The organism is Novosphingobium sp. ES2-1 (genome assembly GCF_015169775.1).
GTDB classification, from domain to species: Bacteria; Pseudomonadota; Alphaproteobacteria; order Sphingomonadales; family Sphingomonadaceae; genus Novosphingobium; species Novosphingobium subterraneum.
In genome coordinates this window covers 2602395-2623051 of sequence record NZ_CP063445.1, presented here as the reverse complement: position 1 = coordinate 2623051, position 20657 = coordinate 2602395, and the positions used below count along the sequence as shown (strand labels likewise).

Here is a 20657-nt window from a genome sequence, read left to right as displayed (position 1 = left end):
GCTTGCCGCAGCCTCGCCCGGTCAGCGCAAGTAGAAGTCGATGGTCGTGACCACCCGGACCTTCTTGTAGGGCGTGTCCGAGACGCCCCAACCCCCGCCATCGCCATCGCGCGCGGTGATCTCGAAATAGCCTTGGCTCGCGGTCTTGATGCCGTCGACCGAAGCGCCACTGTCACGCGCGAACTGTTCGGCGGCGGCGCGTGCGTCCTTGGTGGCGGCAGCGACCATCTCCGGCTTGATCGCGTTGAGGCGCGTGAAGGTATAGGCCATCCCTGAGCCTTCCTCGAGCATCACGCCGCGCCGGACCAGATCGAACTGGCGCTTCACAGCCCGTTGCGCCCGGGCGATGTCGGTGGTGCGCAAGGTCATGCGCTGGCGGACCGAGAAGCTGACGACACCGTCGCTGGTCATGGTCTGGACGTTGACCCCGGTCGGCTGCAGCGCTTCTGCGGGAAAGCCGAGCTCGCCGAAGAAGGCCCGGATCGACTGGCTGTCGCGGTCGACGCTAGCCTGTGCGCTGGCAAGGTCGGGCGCGGTGGCGGAATAGGCCAGGGTCCAGGTGGCAAGGTCGGCCGTCACCTCGCGCTCGGCGAGCCCGCGCACGGTGACAGAGCGATCAGCGACCTTGGCGCGGCGGAATCCATCGCCGATGAACCAGCCGCCGGCGACCAGTCCAGCTGCGAGGATCGCCACCGGCAGGAGCGCCATTCCGCCTTGCGGCAGGATGCGCGCGCGCGACCCTTGGGTTTCGATCCTGTCGTCGCTATCTTCACCCTGCATCGCCACCTCCCGGGCTTGTGTGCCTGCGACAAGTTGTGCGATTCTATCGATGAACTGTTTTTGAACGGAATGCCTAGCCGTGACCAAGTTTCTCCATACCATGATCCGCGTGACCGACCCGGACGCGACAATCGCCTTTTTCGAACTGATCGGTCTCAAGGAGACGCGCCGCTTCTCGAGCGAGCAGGGCCGCTTCACACTGATCTTTCTGGCTGCACCGGGCCAGGAGGGCGTGGCCGAAGTGGAATTGACCTACAACTGGCCGCCCGAGGATGGGTCTCCAGCCGAAGTCTATGACGGCGGGCGCAATTTCGGCCACCTCGCCTATCGCGTCGACAATATCTACGAGACCTGCCAGCGCATCATGGACGCAGGCCACATCGTACATCGCCCCCCGCGCGACGGGCACATGGCTTTCGTGAAGTCGCCCGACGGCATTTCGATCGAACTGCTTCAGGAGGGTCATCTCCCGCCCCAGGAGCCCTGGGCCAGCATGCCGAACACCGGCACCTGGTAAGCCCCCCTATCCTGCACCAGCCAAAGCGGCGTCCGGTTCGGTCCGGGCGCCGTTTTCTTTTATCGGTCGGTGGTTCCGGCGGGGGTGGATGAAAAGGGTGAGGCACCTGCCCAAAAGGGCGTTGACTCCATGTTGCTGTGCAGCATTATCAATCCCGGACAGGCGTCATGGAATGGCCAAAAGGCCGCGCCGGTCGAAGGGGTATTGCTGACAAACTGACGTCTGTCGCGCTGACGCGACGGGGCCGGAGACACTGCTGTCTTCGGCTGGCGGGAAAGCTTTGCCTTTTCATCTGGGCCGTTCGCGCGGCGGCCTGGCCATGTTGCGGTGCAAGGTGGCGAGGATGCGCAACGAGATTGGGGATGGATGCACGGGGAGAAGCGAGGGCCGGGCCAGACTTGCCTGGCCGAGCCATACAGGGGGTTGACGAGATGAAAAAGCAGATCGGGTTCAAATCGAAAGCCATGCGGGCGCTGGGCGTCTCAACCATCCTTTCCACGATGGTCCTGCCCGCAATCGCCCATGCCGCCGACGAGCCGCAGGAAGCCGCCGCTCCCGCTGCCGAACCGCAGGCCGCCGAAGAGCAGGGTCTGGGCGAGATCGTGGTGACGGCGACGCGCACGGCCACTTCGATCCAGAAGGTTCCGATCTCGATGCAGGCCTTGAGCGCCGACACGCTTGGCCAGCGTCAGGTCAAGGGCCTGACCGATTTTGCCTCGCTGCTCCCCTCGGTCACCTTCGCCGGCATTGGCCCGGGCCGCAACACCCCCTATTTCCGCGGCATCGTGCCGGCAGGTGGCGGGCGCGAATCGGTCGGCTACTACATCGACGACATTCCGATCACCGGCACCGGCCTGCCCGACATCATGGCCTATGATCTGGAGCGCATCGAGGCGCTTTCGGGTCCGCAGGGCACGCTCTATGGCGCAGGTTCGCTGGCCGGTACGATCCGCTTCATCACCAAGAAGCCGACGACCGACAAGTTCGAGTTCGGCTATGATGCCGAGGTCAACAAGTACGGCAAGGGCGATTTCGGCGGCCAGTACCAGAGCTACATCAACGTGCCCGTTACCGACACGCTGGCGATCCGCGCGATGGGCTTCTACCGGCGTGACGGCGGCTACATCGACAACACGCCCAACAACGGCAAGTTCAACGATGGCAGCCCCTCGGTCCTGACGCTGGGCGACGACAACCCGAACACCAGCTACACGCTCGACAACTCGTCGATCGCGCAGGACGATTACAACACCATTGAAGGATACGGCGGGCGCCTGCAGGTGCTGTGGCAACCGTTCGATGGCTGGGACATCATGCCCCAGATCACCGCGCAGCAGCAGATCGCCAACGGGTACTTCGGTTTCGATCCGCGCGTGGGCGACCTTGAGGTCCACGACTACGACAAGACCAGCCAGAACGACAGGTTCTACCAGGCCGCGCTGAGCATCCACGGCCACATTGGTGATTTCGATCTGGTTTCTGCGACCGGTTACTATCAGCGCCAGATCAAGCTGCTGAACGACTACACCTACTACACCGTAACCTATGACGGCTTCGGCCCGGGCTACGAGAACTACCTCCAGTTCTTCAGCAAGGACGGCTGCACCGGATCGGGCGCAACGCTGAAATGCACCAACCTCATCAACCCGACGCAGTATTACAGCGGTCTGCGCAACGAGCGGAAATTCACGCAGGAAATCCGGCTGGCCACGCCCAAGTCCTGGCCTTTCGACGTGACGATCGGTGGCTTCCTCCACCACCAGACCAACGAGATCAACAATGACTACGGCATCCATGGTCTTGCCGACATCGTCGGCTATACCATGTCCGGTGGCGGCGACAGCAACCCCGCCGGCTTCGGCATTCCGGTCAGCCAAGGCGGTACGATGGTGCTCGGTTCACCTGCGGTGAAGCGCGATGCCTTCTACCTGAGCGAGCAGACCAACCACTGGAAGGACTACGCGGTCTTCGCCGAAGGGCATTACAACATCACCCCCGAACTGAAGCTGACCGGCGGCATCCGCTATTTCTGGACGCGATTTGACGTGACCGGGTTTGGCGGTGTTGCGGCATCGGCGCAGAACGCACCGTCGATCTTCCTGCCGACCAACTCGGTCGGCTGTCCGCTGCCTCTGCCGGCCGAACGCCTGCAGTGCCGCAACTTCAATCGTCTCGATCCGCTCAGCGTCGGACGCTATCGCGAGCAGGGCGAGACGCACAAGGTTGCGCTGAACTGGCAGTTCCAGCCGGACAAGATGATCTATGCAAACTACTCGACCGGGTTCCGGCCGGGGGGCTTCAACCGACCCTTGCGCATTCGCGCCTCGGGCGGGTTGCCGCAGGTCATCGTGGCTGCACCGCCTTTCAAGTCGGAAGAGCTGACCAATTTCGAGCTGGGCTTCAAGGGAACCTGGAACAACATGTTCCGCCTGAACGCAGCGGTCTATCTCGAGAAGTGGAACAACATCCAGTATTCGGTGGTCGTTGCCGGCGCACAAGGCGCGGGCTACACCGGCAACGCCGGCAAGGCTGAGGTCAAGGGCATCGAGTATGACGCCGATCTCAAGCTTGGCGCGGTCACGATCTCGACATCTGGCGCGTTCAACGACGGCAAGCTGAAGGGCAACTTCTGCAACTTCATTGCAGACCGGACGGCGCTTACCATCACGCAGCTGGCGACCTGTGCCGTGGGCACGCCGGTTCCTGGCACCAACGGACAGACTCCTTCGGTTGCCGCAATCGATGGGACCCGCCTGCCACGTCAGCCGAAGTTCAAGGGCACTACTTCTGTGCGCTATGACGGCGATTGGGGCGACAAGGACTTCTACGTTCAGGGTGCGGCGCTTTACCAGACCGGGGCGACGCAGGACCTCAACGTCGACCAGAACGCGCTGTACGGAAACACGCCGGGCTTTGTCAGCTTCGACTTCTCGGCCGGGATCAAGACTGAAAGCTGGACGCTCGACGTGTTCCTCCAGAATGCTTTCGACAAGCGCGGGCAGCTGACCAAGAACACCTTCTGCTCGATCGACTTCTGCTCGGGATCGTCGCGCACCTTCATCATCAAGCCGCAGTTCTTCGGCATCCGCTGGGGCCAGAAGTACTGAAGTTTCAAACACTTTATCCTGCGTAAGGAACCTGAGGCCCCCGCGGGAAACCGTGGGGGCTTTTTTGGGGTGGTGGGATATGGCGTGGGAGCGATGGATGCGGTGTGCGTCGCTGGCGTCATGGACCCCGGCCTGCGCCGGGGTGACGATCCCTTTGACTCGTTGAGACAATTGCCGTCACACCGGCGAAGGCCGGGGTCCATTGCCTCGCTGCATTCGCAACGGTTGGACTATCAGCCCGCAGGCGCGTCGGGATAGCTTTCCAGCACCGGTCCCAGCGCTGCCTTGAGTGGGGCAAGCCACGGCTCGTAGGGCTTCCACGCCTCGAGCCCATCCTTGAAGATCGGCTGGCGGACCTGCTCGGAACTCGCCGTGCGCACGGCGCGCTCGGTCTTGTAGAATTCGAGACAGGCGGGATCGAACGGAATGCCGATGTAACTCAGCAGGCGCCGCACTTCGGCTTCGGTATCGGCGACCATGCGCTCGTAGATCACGCGATGGACGTGGCCGGGCGCTTGCGCATCCCACTTTGCCATCAGGTTGACGTAGTCGGCGTAGTAGCGACCGATGTCGGTCAGGTCATAGGTGAAGGTCTGGCCGCGCGCGAAATGCTGCTTCCAGCCGGAAAAGCAGCAAGACAGCGGGTGGCGCCGCGCATCGACCACCTTGGCGTTGGGCAGGATCAGGCGGATCAGGCCGACATGCTGCCAGTTGTTCGGCATCTTGTCGATGAACAGTGGCCGATCGGTCTGGCGGTGAACGCGGGTGCGCTCGATGTACTCCTCGCCCAGCCGCAGCCGGTCTGCCGGGGTGAGCGAGGCTATCATCGTGGCGAAATCGGCGAACTCGCCCTCGTCGACGCGCGATTGCAGGCGCGCGCCGATCATCATCATCTCGGGCAGTTCCATCGTGCCTTCGACCATCGGATGGCTCGACAGGATCTGCTCGACCAGCGTCGAGCCTGAGCGCGGCAGGCCGACGACGAAGATCGGATCGGGCGCAGGGCAGCCACCTTCGCCCAGGGTGGCAATGAAGGCGGCGGTGAAAGTCTGCTTCGCGGCCTGCACTTCGGCGCTGAACGCATCGGCATCGTGGAGGATCATCGTGCGACGCAGGGCATTGCCCTTGTCGTAGTGCGCGAACGAGGGTGCGGCGTCCTTCGCGTCCTCGAAGGCCTTGCCGAGCGAGAAGTGCAGGTGGAAGACGTCCTCCTTGCGCTCATCCTGCGCCTCGCCGAGCGTGGCGAGGGCGGCCTCCATTGTGGCTATGTCGTCTGGCCCGAGCTTCACCGTCTTGAGATTGGCAAGGCTCCACCACGCTTCGCCCATGGTCGGCTGGCGGGAGACGGCGGCGCGATAGGCCTCGACCGCCTCGGCCTGCTGCCCCAGCGTCTTGAGCACGTGGCCGAGATTCTGCCAGACCTGCGGCTGGTCCGGGTCTGCGGCGAGCAGCTCGCGATAGAGACCCGCAGCGCGTTCCTGATGTCCGAGCCGCACCAGCACCGAGGCAAGGATCAGCTTGTGCCCCGGCGAAGGGATCGGCGAGGCCTGCAGCACTTCGGCATGATCGAGCGCTTCTGGCAAGCGGTTGGTCTGGAGCAGCAGGCGGATCAGGAAATCGCGCGCCAGGTCGAAGCCGGGGGCGCTGGTCACGGCTTGTTCGACGCGCGCGATGGCGGGCGTCATCTCGCCCTTGCGCCAGGCGATTTCACCATGGAGGCGCAGCGCGGGTGGGTCGTCGCCTTCGCGGGCGAGGCGTTCGGCGAGCATCCGGTCCGCACTCTCGAGATCGCCGTCCTGGACGGCGAGCGCCGCCTTGAGCAGGCCCGTATCGCGCGAGGATGCGTAGACGCCGGACAGATCTGCGCGCCATGCTTCGTCGGCGCGGCCAGCCTTGCGCAACTGCCGCGCGAGGAGGAACCAGCCGCCGGCGATGCCCGGCTGCAATTGGGTGAGCGCCTGCAGTGCTGCGATGGCGCGCGGCGTGTCCTTCGCTTCGGCAGCGGCTTGGCCCAGTTCCCACAGCACGGCGGGGACCCGACCATTGCCGCGGGCGAGGGCATCGAGCTTTGCCACTGCCTGCTTGCCCTTGCCCATGCGGCGCAAGGCGCGGGCGGCGAGGAATTCTGCGGGCGGAAAGCCGGGTGCCTGCCGCAGCACGGCTTCGGCAGCTGACAGCGCCTTGTGCGGCGCGATTACGAGCAGCGCTTCGCCCTCGGCGAGGGCTTGCTGGGGCGAGGGCGCGCGCAACTGCTGGATCATGGGGCAAGCCTAGTCGGCACCGATCCTTTGCGGTGTACGCAAATCGGCGCAAGCTGCGATGACCTCGGCCCGGCTCCGCAGCCCATGTGCCGCGATCCAGCCGGTTACCTGCGCCACGGCGAAGCTGACGCCATAGAGGTTGCGGCGAGGTTCGACGCCGGGGATCGGGCGCGGGTAGCCTGAGGCGATGACCATGAGGCGGTCGGGAGAAAGGCGCGGCTGGCCGCGCGGCAGGTCCCAGTCGAGGCCGACGCCGAGGACCTGAGGCAGGCATCCCGGCCAGCAGGGCTGTCCCTCGGCCTCGCAAGCAGCGACGATCAGCGCGCCACGGTCTGCTGCTTCCTCGGCAAGCAGGGCGAAGACCTCGGCATGGGTGGGGTTGGCGGTGCCGAGGCTGAGGTTGATCAGGTCGCATTCGGCTTCGAGCGCCTGCCGGATGCCCGTCGCCAGTGCGCGGGCCGAGGCGCGAAGGCCATCGCGGAAGACGCGGATGGTCAGGATCTCGGCGTCGGGCGCAAGCTCCTGGATTGCGGCGGTGACGGCGGTGCCGTGCCCAAGCTTGTCGACCGTCTCGAGCGGGTCGGTCAACACCGTGCCATCGGCGAGGACCGAGCACCCCGGCAACAGCCGTGCCGCGTCGATGTGCGGGTGGGTGGGGTGGACCCCGCTGTCGATGACAGCAACCTTAGCCATGGGCGGTGACCTGCGGTTCCCGGCGCGCCTTGCCGTTCTCGAGCCGGATCACGTGGTCTGCCATCTCGGCCAGCGCTGGCTTGTGCGTGATCACGATCAGCGTGGCATGGGGCAGGGCGCGTCGCAGGCCGAGCGCGACGAGGCGTTCGGTTTCCTCATCCAGCGCGGCGGTGGGCTCGTCGAGGATCAGCACGTCGGGCTGGCGCAGCAGGGCGCGGGCAATGGCGATGCGGTGGCGCTCGCCCGCTGAAAGCGCGAGGCCGCGCTCGCCGGTGCGGGTGGCCAGGCCTTCGGGCAGGCGGGCGATCAGCGGGTCCAGTCCGGCGGCAGAGGCGGCGGCGGCAATGTCATCGGACGTCGCGTCGGGCCGGGCAAAGGCGATGTTCTGCGCGATCGAGGCGTTGAACAGGAACGGGGCCTGATCGACCAGCAGGACGCGCGCGCGCAGGTCGGTAAGCGAAAGGTCCCGCAAGTCGGTGCCGTCGATGGTGACGCTGCCCTCGACGGGATCGAGAAAGCGCACCAGCAGGTCTGCCAGCGTGGACTTGCCCGCGCCGGATGCCCCGATGATAGCGGTGAGCGAGCCTGCCGGGATTGCGAGGGTGGCATCGCGCAGCACCCGCTCGCGTCCGTGATGCATGGTCACGCCTTCGAGGCGGATTTCGCGGGCGACCAGCGGCAGCGGCCATGGCTTTTCGACCTCGGTCACTTCGGGCGCGGTGTCGAACAGTTCGAAGATGCGGGCCAGCGCCACGCGCGCAGTGGCGAGACTGGCGGTGAGGCCCATCAGTGCCTGCACCGGGGCGAGCAGGCGGCCATGGTAGGTGATGAAGGCGACGAGCGCACCCACGGTCATGGTGCCGTCGATGATCTGCTTGCCGCCATAGAGGATCACCGCCGCGCTCGATGCCGTCACGATCGTGCCGGGCAGTGCGCCGGTGAGGTACGAGGTGGTCTGCATGCGTAGCATCGTGCCGACAAAGCCGCTGTTGGCGCGGGCGAAGCGGCTGGCTTCGTGATCCTCGGCGCCGAGCGCGTTGACCGTGCGCATGCCGAGGATCGTGTCGGCCAGCAGGCTGCCGATATCCGCGCCACGTTCGCGCATCTGCTGGGTGAGGTCGGTCATGCGGCGCTGGAAGTGGAGGAAGCTCACTACCGCAAACGGCACTAGCACCGTGCCGACGAGGAACAGCTTCCAGTCGAGCCATAGCATCATGCCGACCGAGCCGGCGAAGAACAGCATGTTGCTCAATACTGAGAGCAGGGTGTCGCCCGCGACGCGCTGGACATCCGAAACGTCCGAATTGAGCCGCGACATGAGGTCGCCCAGGCGGAAGCTGCCGTAGAAGCGCGGGGAGAGGCGCTGGAGGTGGCGCAGCAGCGCGACGCGCATGTCGAACAGCATCTGCGCCGAGAGCGAGACATAGCGGTAGGATACCAGAGCATTGACGGCAAAGCCGCCGACCGTTGCGCCCATCATCAGGGCGGCGATCCTGACCAGCATGTCCCAGTCGCGCTTCAGCAGCGCCTCGTCGATCATCAGCTTGGAGATCCACGGTTGGGCGAGCGTGAGGCCAGTGGCGATGAGGCTGCCGAGGAGGACCAGCACCAGCCTGGGAGCGTAGGGCTTCAGCCATGGCCAGAGGCGCTTGTAAGTGCTCCAAGGTGCGATATTCGGCGCTTCGCTCATGCAGCCTGCTCGCGGCGGACGAGATCGAAGCCGTGAAGTGCAAAGCGAGGTTCGGGGAGCCTTGCGAGCAGCACGGTGGTCTGATCGTAACCGGCCCGGGCGGCGGCGTACTGGTCATGCCACCATGGCCCTGCACCGCCATTGGCGTAGAACGGCAGTGACAGTTGCAGGTGGCGCCGCAGCGAGGCGAGCAGCAGGGAGTGGTAGTGGGTGGCGAGCATGGTCGGGTCCTCGCCCCGCGCGAGAGCGCCGATGACGGCGGCGGCAAGGATGCCCTCGCGCGCGGCTTGCGCGGTGCCGTCGCCGCAGATGGGGTCGAAGGCGATGGCGGACGTGCCGCAGGACAGCCAGTCGTTTCCGGCGAGTTGGGCCAGCATGCGTGGGCTGGTGTCGAACCGGCCGCCCGAAAGTTCGAGTGCGTCGATCAGCGGGCCGATCAGCGGCGCATCCTGCGTCAACGCTTGTGGATCGCCGCCGACGGCCAGCAGCCACGCTTGGCCGAAGCCATCGGGGATCAGGAACAGCCAGCCTGCGTCGACCGCCTCGATCCAGCAGGTGCGGACGGGGGCATCTGCTTTCAGAGTGACCCGCGCCGTCGCTGAAATTCGCTCACCGAAGCGCAGCATCTCGCCGCAGGAAAACGGTGCCATCGCCTCAATCGTGAACGCTGTGTGCACCCGCCCCGGATCGCACAGGCCAGCCGGATCGAGCGCCGCGGCAAGGTCGTCCTCCGAAACCACAACCGCCCCGTGCGGCATGGCAATCGCTTCAGCGCTGCCCCACTTGACCACCCGCTGATTGATCCGGGGCCTGTCGGCAAAGAGCGACGCATCACCGAACACGTCACGGAGCAGGGCGAGGGCCGGATCGCTGAGCATGATCACCGGCACCGGACGCCGCAGGCCGGGCTCGCGCAGACACGCGAACCCGGCCCGGTCCAGCAGGTGCGCGGCCGTAGCCACCGCGACGCCCTGCCCCCTCAAGAGTACCGTGATCGTCACTGCGTGATGATCATCCCCGCGCCAGTGGTGTCATTGCCGAGGTCGATGGTCTTGACGTGGCTCAGCGTCTGCGCATCATACATCTCGATGTCGTAGCTGGCGCCATAGATGTAGAGCAGCTTGCCATCGCCCGACATGCCGAACTGGAAGCGCGTGCGGCAGGGGAACTCGGCCTTGTTCTTGACCAGGTTGGTGGTGAGGTCGAGGTGCCAGAATTCGCAGCGCTTGTTGCCGACCTTCTCCTGCGTGACGACGGTCCAGCCTTCCTTCATGTCCTTCGACACCTGCAGACCGGCCATGCCACCGCCGACCGGGGCGGGGCCGATGGGGCGGAAGTCGAACGTCTTGGTGACGAGATCGAAGCGACCCACGCCATAGACCTTGTTGCGGATGTAGGGGTCCTGCGCGGTGAACATCGAAACGTACTGGTCAGGATTGCGCAACGTTTCCACGCCGCCGCCGAAGCTGACGCCTTCGATGCCGGTCGCCTCGGGCTTCGAGAACTCCAGGCGATCCTTTACCTTGAGCGATGCGGTATCGACGACCAGCACCTTGTCGCGGATCAGGAACAGCGTCGTGCCGTCCTTTGACAGCATGTAGTTGCCGCGGCCAGCGCCGTTGCGGACGTCCTCGTCGGGCACGTCTGCGGTGCGCACGACGGCCTTCTTCGTCAGGTCGATCACGCCGAACATCTGTGGGCTGACGGTCCAGCGATCCTGCAACTTCTCGAACTTCTGGATCATCGTGTAGAAGAAGCGGCCCGTGGGATCGGGCACGCCGCCGCCGAAGCGGTAGCGCACGGTCGGCGTATTCAGGCTGAAGGAATTGACCACCTTCCTGGTCGCCGTATCGATCACCTCGATGCCGCTGGTGGTAATCGTGGAGACGTAGATCTTCTTGCTGTCGTTCGAGATGCGCATCGCGGTGGGCAGGCCAGAGGCCAGCGTGATGCGATCCTTGATCTCGCCGGTCGCCTCGTCGACGATCAGCATCTTGTCGGGGTAGGACCCCATGAACACGGTCGATGCGTGCGCCGGCGCGGCGGTCGCAAGAAGGGGCAGGAGCGCGAGACCAAGTTTCTTCATGGGTCGGGTCTTCCGATGCTGAAATGTCAGGAGTGGAGGCGGGCCGCTCAGGGGAAGATGATGTCGAGGCTGCGCCAGTCCTTGGCCGCGGTCGCGCAATTGCTGGCCCAGTCGGGCGAGTAGTTGACGTGATCTGGGACCTGCACCGGCCAGAAGCAGGTGACGTAGCAGTCGTAGATGTCGCGCTCGGCCGGCTGGCACAGGCCTGCCGTGCCGCCGCCCGCATCGACCTCCCAGCCGGGCGAGAACGAGATCGAGCAGCCCATTGGCGTGTGCATCGGCTTCTGCTGGAGCGCGACGACGTCCTCTTCGGTCGAGGCGATCGTTTCCTCGATCCGCAGTGCCTTCTTGTTGAGGGGTTTCAGGTGCTTCATGACAAGCCCTTTCGTGCAGCAAAGCGTTCAAGAAATTCAGGGTTACGCTGGGCGACGGTGCCGTAGATCTTGAGGCAGGCCTCGGTCCATTCGCGGATCCAGTCGCAGTAGTGCAGGTTGGCGTGGCCGGTATCGCCGTAGCGGACGAAGGCCTCGTGATGGCAGCCGCCGGCGCAGAGCGGGCGGGCCCAGCACGACGAACATTCATACTTCGCGCCAACGTGCCCGCGCGTCAGGAAGTCGGTGCGCTTTTCCTTGTCGAGGCCGGTGGTCACGTGGCCGAGTACGTGGGTATCGGCATCGGTGAAGCGATGGCAGGGTGAAAGGTCGCCCGAAGGGCCCACTCCCACCAGCCCGAGACCAGCGCCGCAGGGGTGCGACTTGTTGGTGCCCTGGATCAGCTCGCTGATCGTTTCCGACACATTCGAGAAGCCGTGCATTTCCCCGCGCAGAGCATAGGCGAGCCACTCGGCGGCGAGTTCGTGGAACGCGGCGACGACCGTGTCCATGCCCTCGTCATCAAGCGTGTAGGCCTGTGCGCCGGAGTCCGTCACCGGCGCGAAGCCGACTTCGTGGAAGCCCAGGTCATCCTTGAGGTGACGGTAGATGCGGATCACGTCGGTCACGCCTTCGGTCAGCGTGACGCGGGCGGTGATGGCGCGGGTCTTGTGCCCGGCGATGAGCTTCCTGAGGCGCGGTTCCATCACCGCATAGGAGCCCTTGCCGTTCTTGTAGACGCGGTGGCGGTCCTGCAGGTCAGGCGGGCCGTCCATCGAGACGGTGACGCCGATCGCCTGGTCCGAGAGGAACTGGATGATCTCGTCGGTCAGGAGCGTGGCGTTGGTCGTCAGGCTGTAGGTCATGCGCTTGGCCATCGCCGCTGCCGCTTCGTTGGCATAGAGCACCACGTCGCGCAGCAGCTTGAAGTTCATCAAAGTCTCGCCGCCGAAGAAGGTGATGTGCGGCACTTCCCGCTCGCCCGAACTCTTAAGCAGGAAGTCGACCGAGGTCTTCGCCGTCTCCAGCGTCATGTACTTGGGCTTGCCTGCGGGCGTGGCGATCTTGTCCGCGCCGAACTCGTAGCAATAGGTGCAGGCAAGGTTGCACTGGTTGGTGACGTTGAGCACCAGCGCCTGGAGCGGGTAGTCCTCAGGGGGTGCCGCGGGGGCGAGCGGGGCTTCGCGGATCTCGTCCGAGACTATGCCCCGCACCGCGCGCAGTTCGCGGATCAGGTCTTCGGCATCGGCGCGCGAATAGCCCTTTTCGACCAGCCCGGCGACCATCTCGCCATAGGCCATCTGGCGTTCGCCAAGGATCGCCATGACGCTGGCAGCGCCTTCATCAAGCGCGAAGATTGCGCCAGCAGAGGCAAGGTAGACGAAACCTGCGCCATCGGCCTCGAACAGGTGGATATCGCCGCGGCGATACTTTGGAGCGAGGATCGTGGTCACTTGGCCACCTCCGGCTGATCCCAGCGCTTGTAGGCGGGCACTGACACGACCATGAACGCCTTGCCCTTGAGCGGCTTGCCCAATGCGTCCTTTTCGGTCTTGGCCGTGGCGACGACCCAGACCTCGCCATAGTTGTTGCGGCCCCACTTGCGTTCAGGGTTCGGCCCGTCGATGGCAGGCGTGAACAGTGCGGTCGGGCTGAGCTTGCCGACGTAGTTGACGTCGTCGTCGTAATAGACGGTCGGCAGCTCCTCCATTGACCAGGTCACGTCGATCGGGCCCAGCGAGACGTCATCCGCGGTATAGGGCTTGCCGTCGAGGCCCGCGTCATAGCCAAGCGCGTCGAACTGCTGGTAACCGGGCGCGTGCTTCTCGCTGCAGCCGAGGCGGGCAATGGCGGTTTCGGGCGTGACCTTGATGTAGTCCACCCGCTTGTAGACCGGCAGGCCCGCCGCAAGAATCGAGCCGCCAATGCCGACGTCATGCGCGCCGATGGTGGCATCGGGGGCGACATCGACCGTGAGCACCGCCTCGGTCGGGCTGTTGGAGACAACCTTGGTCACCGTCACGCCCTTGCCGAGGTCGAGGTCCGAAGGCTTTAGGCCTGCAGGGAAGGCATCGCCAATCAGCTTGAGCGTTGCGCCCCTGGCTCCGGCCTTGAGGGCATAGGGCCAGGTCGCAACGACAGTCGGTTCGGCGGCGGCGCGGCTCAGCTTCACGTTGAAGCCGAACTCGGTGTAGTCGCCCCAGAACCAGCGGCCTTCCGCGCTCTTGCGGTCGGGCGAGAACTGCATCGCCTCACGCGTTTCGTGGTCCTGCGGTGCATCCGGACGCGCGCCGGCCGGGCCGCTTGATGACGTGCCCCGCCACGAATAGCCGGTGTAGACGAGGCCCTTGCCGCTGCGAGTAAGGGTGGAGCCATCGGCCAGTGACTTCAGGGTGATGGCGGTGGTGTAATCGTCGTCGGTGCCGGCCGGCGTCAGCATCATCTCGCCGACGTAGAGGCCCTTGCCGGGCAGGAAGGCGTTTACCAGCCACTTGCCGCCGAGCTTCGCGGACGATTGCCGCGCCTGCCACTTCGTCCATTCGGGCGTCATCAGCGGCGCGGTCTTGTTCATGTAATCGAGCGCGACCTCGACCGGGAGCGGCTTGGGCGCGCCGTTGGCGGGGACGGGCTGTGTCGGGTCCTCGACCGGCTTGCGGAACTGCGCATCAGCTTGCGAATACATCGCGACGTGAAGATTGCGCAGCAGGCCCCATTCCGCCTTCGAACGCCGCCACAACAGTGGCTGGGCGAAGGCGTGGCAGGCCGCGCAGGACTGGCGGATCGTCTCGTTGGGAATGTTGCTCTCGACCACGATGCGGTGTTCGGGCAGGTAGGAAACCGGCCTGGCTTCCTCGGGCGAGAGACCGTTGCTGGCGGAAAGCGAGCGGATCACCGCCTTGGCCTCGGCCGGGGTGATCGACAGGCCGTTGAGCGAGGCCATGCGGCGGATCACCTGCGCCCAGCCCTCCGGGGTGGTGCGCACCCAGGAGATGCGCGAGAGGTTCCCTTTCGCATCTGCGGTATGGCAGGTGCCGCACTTTTCGACGACCAGCGGGTCCTTGATCGCGATGCCGGCCTCGGTCTCCACCGGGTTCGAAGGATCGCGCGGCAGCTCCTTGGCCGACTGTGCCAGGACGATCGATGCGGGGAGCGCGGTCAGGGCTAGGAATTGGAGAAGATGCCGACGGTGCGGGCGTTTCGCCCCGGTCTGGCTAACATCCGTGGCAAGATCACGGGCAGCAGTTTCGGCCAAAGTCATGGTCGCGATTTCCCCCTTGGCAGGCCGTGTCCGGGAACGAGTCGGACGCGGTGTCAGGGCAAAGACTGGACAGACGTCAAAAGTTCGTCAACGCCTTTGTTTTTGCGGGTGCGAAAAGGTTTTGGCGCTCTATCGGATGATCTTCGCGCATGGCCCGGCCAGGATCCATACGCTGATCGCGCACATTGTTCAGCGGCATGTCGGCAGCCGCGTCGTGCAAATGCGGCCAAGTGCAGGCGCAAGGTTGACGACGAGCCCTCGATCATGCCAGAGGCAGCGCATCCGGCAGCCCCGGATCAAGCAGCCTTTGCGGCCGCGCGGGTGTAGCTCAATGGTAGAGCAGCAGCTTCCCAAGCTGAATACGAGGGTTCGATTCCCTTCACCCGCTCCAACTTCCCATCCGCCGAATGCCGTGAGCGTCTGGACACGATCGCCGGAAACGCAAAAGGCGCCGTTCGAGATGTGGGTGCCGGCATTGTTTCACCGAAGTGCTTCGGCAAGGTTCACGTTCGACTGATGTGGCAATTCGATTAGGCTGCAAGCTTCAAACCGGGAAGAGTGCCCCATGTGCGAGCCGTCTCGGCTCATCCCCAAGCCAGCTCGAAGAATCCTGGCTTCTCGGAACCCACTGGAACTTGAGTGATTCTTGTGCGTTTGCGACCGGAAGGGGCGCGCTGAACGCCTCTGTTCGGAGGGCACATGAACAGACCGGCGGCCAAGGGTGAGTTTGAAATCGGTAGACGCGAGCTGCTCACCGCCTTGCGCAAGCTGCGAAACGGCGATTTCAGTGCCTCGCTGCCCGAAGACAGCGCCGATACCGAGATTGCCGCGCTGTTCAACGAGGTCGTCGGCATAAACCGGCGCATGACGGAAGAGTTCCAGCGCCTTTCCCGCGTCGTCGGCAAGGAAGGCAAGATCGGCCATCGCGCCGCCGTGCCGGGCGCGGTGGGCGACTGGGACATTACCCTGAGCGCGATCAACGAACTCATCGATGACATGGTGCAGCCGACGACCGAGGTGGCCCGCGTGATCGGCGCCGTTGCCAAGGGTGACCTGTCCCAGTCGATGGCCGTGGAGATCGAAGGCCGCGCCCTGCGGGGCGAGTTCCTGCGCATCGGCAAAGTGGTCAACACCATGGTGGAGCAGTTGGCCAGCTTCGCCTCGGAAGTGACGCGCGTGGCGCGCGAGGTCGGTACCGAAGGCAAGCTCGGCGGACAGGCCAACGTCAAGGGCGTCGCCGGTACGTGGAAGGACCTCACCGACAACGTGAACCTGATGGCCGCAAACCTGACCGGGCAGGTCCGCAACATCGCCGAAGTGACGACCGCCGTGGCGCTGGGCAATCTGTCCAAGAAGATCACCGTCGACGTGAAGGGCGAGATCCTCGAACTGAAGAACACCATCAATACGATGGTTGATCAGCTCAACGGTTTTGCCTCGGAAGTGACCCGCGTGGCGCGCGAGGTCGGCACCGAAGGCAAGCTGGGCGGACAGGCGCAGGTGCCCGGTGTCGCGGGAACGTGGAAGGACCTGACCGACAACGTCAACCTGATGGCCGCAAACCTGACCGGACAGGTCCGCAACATCGCCGAAGTGACGACGGCTGTGGCGTCGGGGGATCTTTCCAAGAAGATTACGGTCGATGTGAAGGGTGAAATCCTCGAGCTCAAGAACACCATCAACGTGATGGTCGATCAGCTCAACGGATTCGCGTCGGAAGTGACCCGCGTGGCGCGCGAAGTCGGCACCGAAGGCAAGCTGGGCGGACAGGCGCAGGTGCCCGGTGTCGCGGGGACGTGGAAGGACCTGACCGACAACGTCAACCTCATGGCGGACAACCTAACGGGCCAGGTTCGCAACATCGCCGAGGTCACCACTGCGGTGGCTTCCGGAGACCTTTCCAAGAAGATCACGGTCGATGTGAAGGGCGAGATCCTCGAGCTCAAGAACACCATCAACGTGATGGTGGACCAGCTTAACGGATTTGCCTCGGAAGTGACGCGCGTGGCGCGCGAGGTCGGCACCGACGGCAAGCTGGGCGGACAGGCGCAGGTGCCGGGTGTCGCGGGGACGTGGAAGGACCTGACCGACAACGTCAACCTCATGGCGGACAATCTGACGGGCCAGGTCCGCAACATTGCCGAGGTGACGACGGCCGTCGCCAAGGGAGACCTTTCGAAGAAAATCACCGTCGAGGTGCGTGGCGAGATCCTCGAGCTGAAGAACACGATCAACGTGATGGTCGACCAGCTTAACGGATTTGCGTCTGAAGTGACCCGCGTGGCGCGTGAGGTGGGCACCGAAGGCCGGCTGGGCGGACAGGCGCGGGTGCCCGGCGTCGGCGGAACGTGGAAGGACCTGACCGACAACGTCAATGCCATGGCCGGCAATCTTACCGGCCAGGTGCGCAACATTGCCGAGGTGACGACGGCTGTCGCCAGGGGAGACTTGTCCAAGAAGATCACGGTGGACGTGAAGGGCGAGATCCTCGAGCTGAAGAACACCATCAATACGATGGTCGACCAGCTCAACTCCTTCGCCTCCGAAGTGACGCGCGTGGCGCGCGAAGTGGGCACCGAAGGTCGGCTTGGCGGCCAGGCCCAGGTCGAGGGTGTGGGCGGAACGTGGAAGGACCTGACCGACAACGTCAACGCCATGGCCGCCAACCTGACCGGGCAGGTGCGCAATATCGCTGAAGTGACTACGGCCGTGGCCCTTGGCGACTTGTCCAAGAAGATCACGGTCGACGTGAAGGGCGAGATTCTCGAGCTGAAGAACACCATCAACACGATGGTCGACCAGCTCAACTCCTTCGCCTCGGAAGTGACCCGCGTGGCGCGCGAGGTGGGCACCGAGGGCAAGCTTGGCGGACAGGCCCATGTGCGCGGCGTGGCAGGGACATGGAAGGACCTGACCGACAACGTGAACCTGATGGCCGACAACCTGACCGGCCAGGTTCGCAACATCGCCGACGTGACCACTGCTGTCGCCAAGGGCGACCTGTCCAAGAAGATTACGGTGGACGTGAAGGGTGAGATCCTCGCGCTCAAGAACACCATCAACACGATGGTCGATCAGCTCAACGGCTTTGCTTCGGAAGTGACCCGCGTGGCGCGCGAAGTGGGGACCGAGGGGAAGCTTGGCGGCCAGGCGCAAGTGCCGGGCGTGGGCGGCACCTGGAAAGACCTGACCGACAACGTGAACCTGATGGCCACCAACCTGACCAACCAGGTTCGCGGCATTGCCGACGTCGTTACCGCGGTTGCGCAAGGCAACCTCAAGCGCAAGCTGACCTTCGACGCGAAGGGTGAGATCGCCGCTCTGGCCGAGACGATCAACGGGATGATCGAGACGCTTTCGACGTTCGGCGATCAGGTTACCAACATGGCCCGCGAAGTCGGGGTCGAAGGGCGGCTTGGTGGACAGGCGCGTGTGCCGGGTGCAGCTGGCCTGTGGCGCGACCTGACCGACAACGTGAATGCGATGGCCACGAACCTGACCAATCAGGTGCGCTCGATCGCCGAGGTGGCAACCGCGGTGACCAAGGGCGACCTTACCCGTTCGATCGCGGTCGAGGCTTCGGGCGAGATGGCCGCGCTGAAGGACAACATCAACGAAATGATCCTCAACCTCAAGGATCAGACGCTCAAGAATGCCGAGCAGGACTGGCTGAAGACCAACCTGGCCCGCTTTTCGCGCATGCTGCAGGGTGAAAGGGATCTTGCGACGATTTCGAACCTGATCATGTCCGAACTGGCCCCGCTGGTGAACGCGCAGTACGGCGTTTTTTACGTCACGAGCCGCGAGGACGAGGACATCCGGCTCGACCTCGTCGCCAGCTATGGCGCCGAGAACCACGGCGAGCTGCGCCACCGCTTCGGGCTGCGCGAAGGCCTGATCGGCCAGGCGGCGGCGGACAAGCGGCCAATCCGGCTGTCCAAGGTCCCCGGTGACTTCATCCGCATCGGCTCCGGCCTCGGCACGGCAGCACCGGCCAATATCAATATCCTGCCCGCCCTGTTCGAGGATGAGGTGAAGGCGGTTATCGAGCTCGCCTCGTTCGAGGAGTTCAACGAAACCCACCACAGCTTCCTTGCGCAGCTGATGGAAACCGTCGGTATCGTTCTTAACACGATCGCCGCGACCATGCGGACCGAAGGATTGCTCGAGCAGTCGCAGTTGCTGACCCAGGAACTGCAGGCGCGGCAGACCGAACTGACGCGCAAGCAGGAAGAACTCCACGCCACCAACGAGGAACTGCAGGAGAAGGCCCAGCTCCTCGAGAACGAGAAGCGGCAGGTCGAGGCCAAGAACTTCGAGATCGAGATGGCGCGTCGCGCCGTGGAAGAGAAGGCAGAGCAGCTTGCGCTGACTTCGAAGTACAAGTCCGAGTTCCTTGCCAACATGAGCCACGAGCTGCGCACGCCGCTCAACTCGCTGCTGATCCTGTCCAAGCTTCTCGCCGACAACCAGCAGGGCAACCTCAACGAAAAGCAGACCGAGTTTGCCCGGACGATCCACGGTGCGGGGACCGACCTTCTGAACCTGATCAACGACATCCTCGACCTCTCGAAGATCGAATCCGGCACGGTCTCGATCGAGATGAGCGACATGCCGATGGTCGCGCTCAAGCAGCACATGGAGCGCACATTCCGCCAGCTCGCGTCCGAGAAGGGCCTGTCGTTCGATGTCAGGTTTGACGAAACCCTCCCGGAATCGATCCAGACCGACGAACAGCGTCTCCAGCAGATTGTCCTGAACCTGCTGTCGAACGCCTTCAAGTTCACCGCCGCCGGAGGCGTGACACTTTCCGTCCGCAAGGCGCGGGAGGGGTGGAGCCCCAGCCACCCGGTGCTCGGCGAACTCGATGCGGCGCTGGAGATCGCGGTCAGCGACACCGGGATCGGCATTCCCGAGGACAAGCAGAAGCTGATTTTCGAGGCGTTCCAGCAGGCAGACGGAACGACGAGCCGCAAGTATGGCGGGACGGGCCTCGGCCTGTCGATCAGCCGTGAAATCGCACGGCTCCTTGGCGGCGAGCTTCAGGTGCGCTCGGTTCCCGGGCAGGGCTCGACATTCACCCTTTACGTACCGCTAAACGCCGTGGCGACTTCGCAGGCCCTGCTGGCAGCGGCATCGCCAGAGCGCGATCCGGTCGTGAACTATGCTCCGCCGGACGATCGCGAGCAGCTCAACGGCAATCCGTTCGTCCTCATCGTCGAGGATGATCCGACGTTTGCCACGGTCCTGCTGGAACTGGCGCACCATGCCGGCCTGAAGGGCGTCATTTCCTCGGCTGGTTCCGGGACGATCGGAATGGTGCGCAAGCTCCGTCCGAGTGCGATCACGCTGGACCTTGGATTGTCCGACATCGACGGTTTCGTCCTGCTCGACCTGCTGCGACACGAGCCGGACACTTCCGGCATTCCCGTGTTCGTGATTTCCGGAGCGCAGCAGGCGGCGCATGCTCTCAACCTCGGGGCGGCAGGGGTCATAGAGAAACCTGCCAGCCACGACGAACTGGAGGCGCTGTTTTATCGGATTGCGAACTTGTCCGGGGACGAGCCCAAGCCGGCCGCTGCGCCGGGGCGGGCCAGGAAGCCCAAGCTTTCCGAAATGCAGGCGCTGGGAGGAAGCAAAGTCCTTATCGTCGATGACGATATCCGGAACATCTACTCGCTCACCAGTGTTCTTGAGGCCCATGACGTGCAGGTGGCTGACGCGAGACATTGGAGAAACTAAGTCATGTACTTATGGACTTTGGGACTCCCTTCACCGCTCCAGCGTGACCGCTTTGACCAGGTTCGTCGGTCAAGCCAACTTTCCGGCCTTGTCAGATAAAGATATGCGCCAGGGAGACGGGGTGGTCCGGCTATATGGCGTTCTCCCGTGG

12 protein-coding genes and 1 tRNA gene are annotated in these 20657 nt (G+C 64.3%); 4 read left to right on the top strand and 9 right to left on the bottom strand.

What is annotated here, in order from left to right; translation table 11 throughout:
* Positions 1-21 precede the first annotated feature (21 nt).
* Positions 22-708: an SIMPL domain-containing protein gene (locus tag IM701_RS12760; protein ID WP_039331935.1), complete on the bottom strand. Its 687-nt coding sequence runs from the start codon at positions 706-708 to the stop codon at positions 22-24.
* A 151-nt stretch (positions 709-859) separates the two neighbouring features.
* Between IM701_RS12760 and IM701_RS12755 the strand changes: the two genes are divergently transcribed.
* Positions 860-1297 (top strand): VOC family protein, encoded by a 438-nt coding sequence (locus IM701_RS12755; RefSeq protein ID WP_039331721.1) that lies wholly within the window; start codon positions 860-862, stop codon positions 1295-1297.
* A gap of 431 nt (positions 1298-1728) precedes the next feature.
* Complete coding sequence (locus tag IM701_RS12750) at positions 1729-4404, top strand: TonB-dependent receptor (RefSeq protein WP_230487699.1); 2676 nt, start codon at positions 1729-1731, stop codon at positions 4402-4404.
* Positions 4405-4637: 233 nt separating this feature from the next.
* Here IM701_RS12750 and IM701_RS12745 read toward each other — a convergent pair whose 3' ends face one another.
* Genes IM701_RS12745 through peaA form a run of 8 tightly spaced genes read right to left on the bottom strand, consistent with a single transcriptional unit; the run spans position 4638 to position 14764 of the window.
* The gene (locus IM701_RS12745) at positions 4638-6665 is read right to left on the bottom strand and encodes a tetratricopeptide repeat-containing sulfotransferase family protein (RefSeq protein WP_193827142.1); all 2028 of its coding nucleotides are present in this window, start codon (positions 6663-6665) and stop codon (positions 4638-4640) included.
* 9 nt (positions 6666-6674) lie between these two features.
* Positions 6675-7358: a S8 family serine peptidase gene (locus IM701_RS12740; RefSeq protein WP_193827141.1), complete on the bottom strand. Its 684-nt coding sequence runs from the start codon at positions 7356-7358 to the stop codon at positions 6675-6677.
* Positions 7351-9048 carry an ABC transporter ATP-binding protein gene (locus tag IM701_RS12735; protein ID WP_193827140.1) on the bottom strand — a complete coding sequence of 566 codons (1698 nt, stop codon included), beginning with the start codon at positions 9046-9048 and terminating at the stop codon, positions 7351-7353. Before IM701_RS12735 ends, IM701_RS12740 begins: the two co-directional genes overlap by 8 nt.
* Complete coding sequence (locus IM701_RS12730) at positions 9045-10049, bottom strand: hypothetical protein (RefSeq protein ID WP_193827139.1); 1005 nt, start codon at positions 10047-10049, stop codon at positions 9045-9047. The genes IM701_RS12735 and IM701_RS12730 overlap by 4 nt, the downstream gene beginning before the upstream one ends.
* Complete coding sequence (locus tag IM701_RS12725) at positions 10046-11134, bottom strand: YncE family protein (RefSeq protein WP_039331740.1); 1089 nt, start codon at positions 11132-11134, stop codon at positions 10046-10048. The genes IM701_RS12730 and IM701_RS12725 overlap by 4 nt, the downstream gene beginning before the upstream one ends.
* Positions 11135-11181: 47 nt before the next feature.
* Positions 11182-11508 (bottom strand): quinohemoprotein amine dehydrogenase subunit gamma, encoded by a 327-nt coding sequence (gene qhpC / locus IM701_RS12720; protein WP_039331741.1) that lies wholly within the window; start codon positions 11506-11508, stop codon positions 11182-11184.
* Entirely contained in the window at positions 11505-12959 is a 1455-nt protein-coding gene (gene peaB / locus IM701_RS12715; protein WP_193827138.1) for a quinohemoprotein amine dehydrogenase maturation protein, read from the bottom strand. The genes qhpC and peaB overlap by 4 nt, the downstream gene beginning before the upstream one ends.
* Complete coding sequence (gene peaA, locus IM701_RS12710) at positions 12956-14764, bottom strand: quinohemoprotein amine dehydrogenase subunit alpha (protein WP_193827137.1); 1809 nt, start codon at positions 14762-14764, stop codon at positions 12956-12958. The genes peaB and peaA overlap by 4 nt, the downstream gene beginning before the upstream one ends.
* A gap of 317 nt (positions 14765-15081) precedes the next feature.
* Between peaA and IM701_RS12705 the strand changes: the two genes are divergently transcribed.
* Both IM701_RS12705 and IM701_RS12700 read left to right on the top strand, forming a co-directional pair.
* Positions 15082-15155 (top strand) — tRNA-Gly (locus IM701_RS12705).
* 308 nt (positions 15156-15463) lie between these two features.
* The gene (locus tag IM701_RS12700; RefSeq protein WP_230487698.1) at positions 15464-20506 is read left to right on the top strand and encodes a HAMP domain-containing protein; all 5043 of its coding nucleotides are present in this window, start codon (positions 15464-15466) and stop codon (positions 20504-20506) included.
* Positions 20507-20657 lie beyond the last annotated feature (151 nt).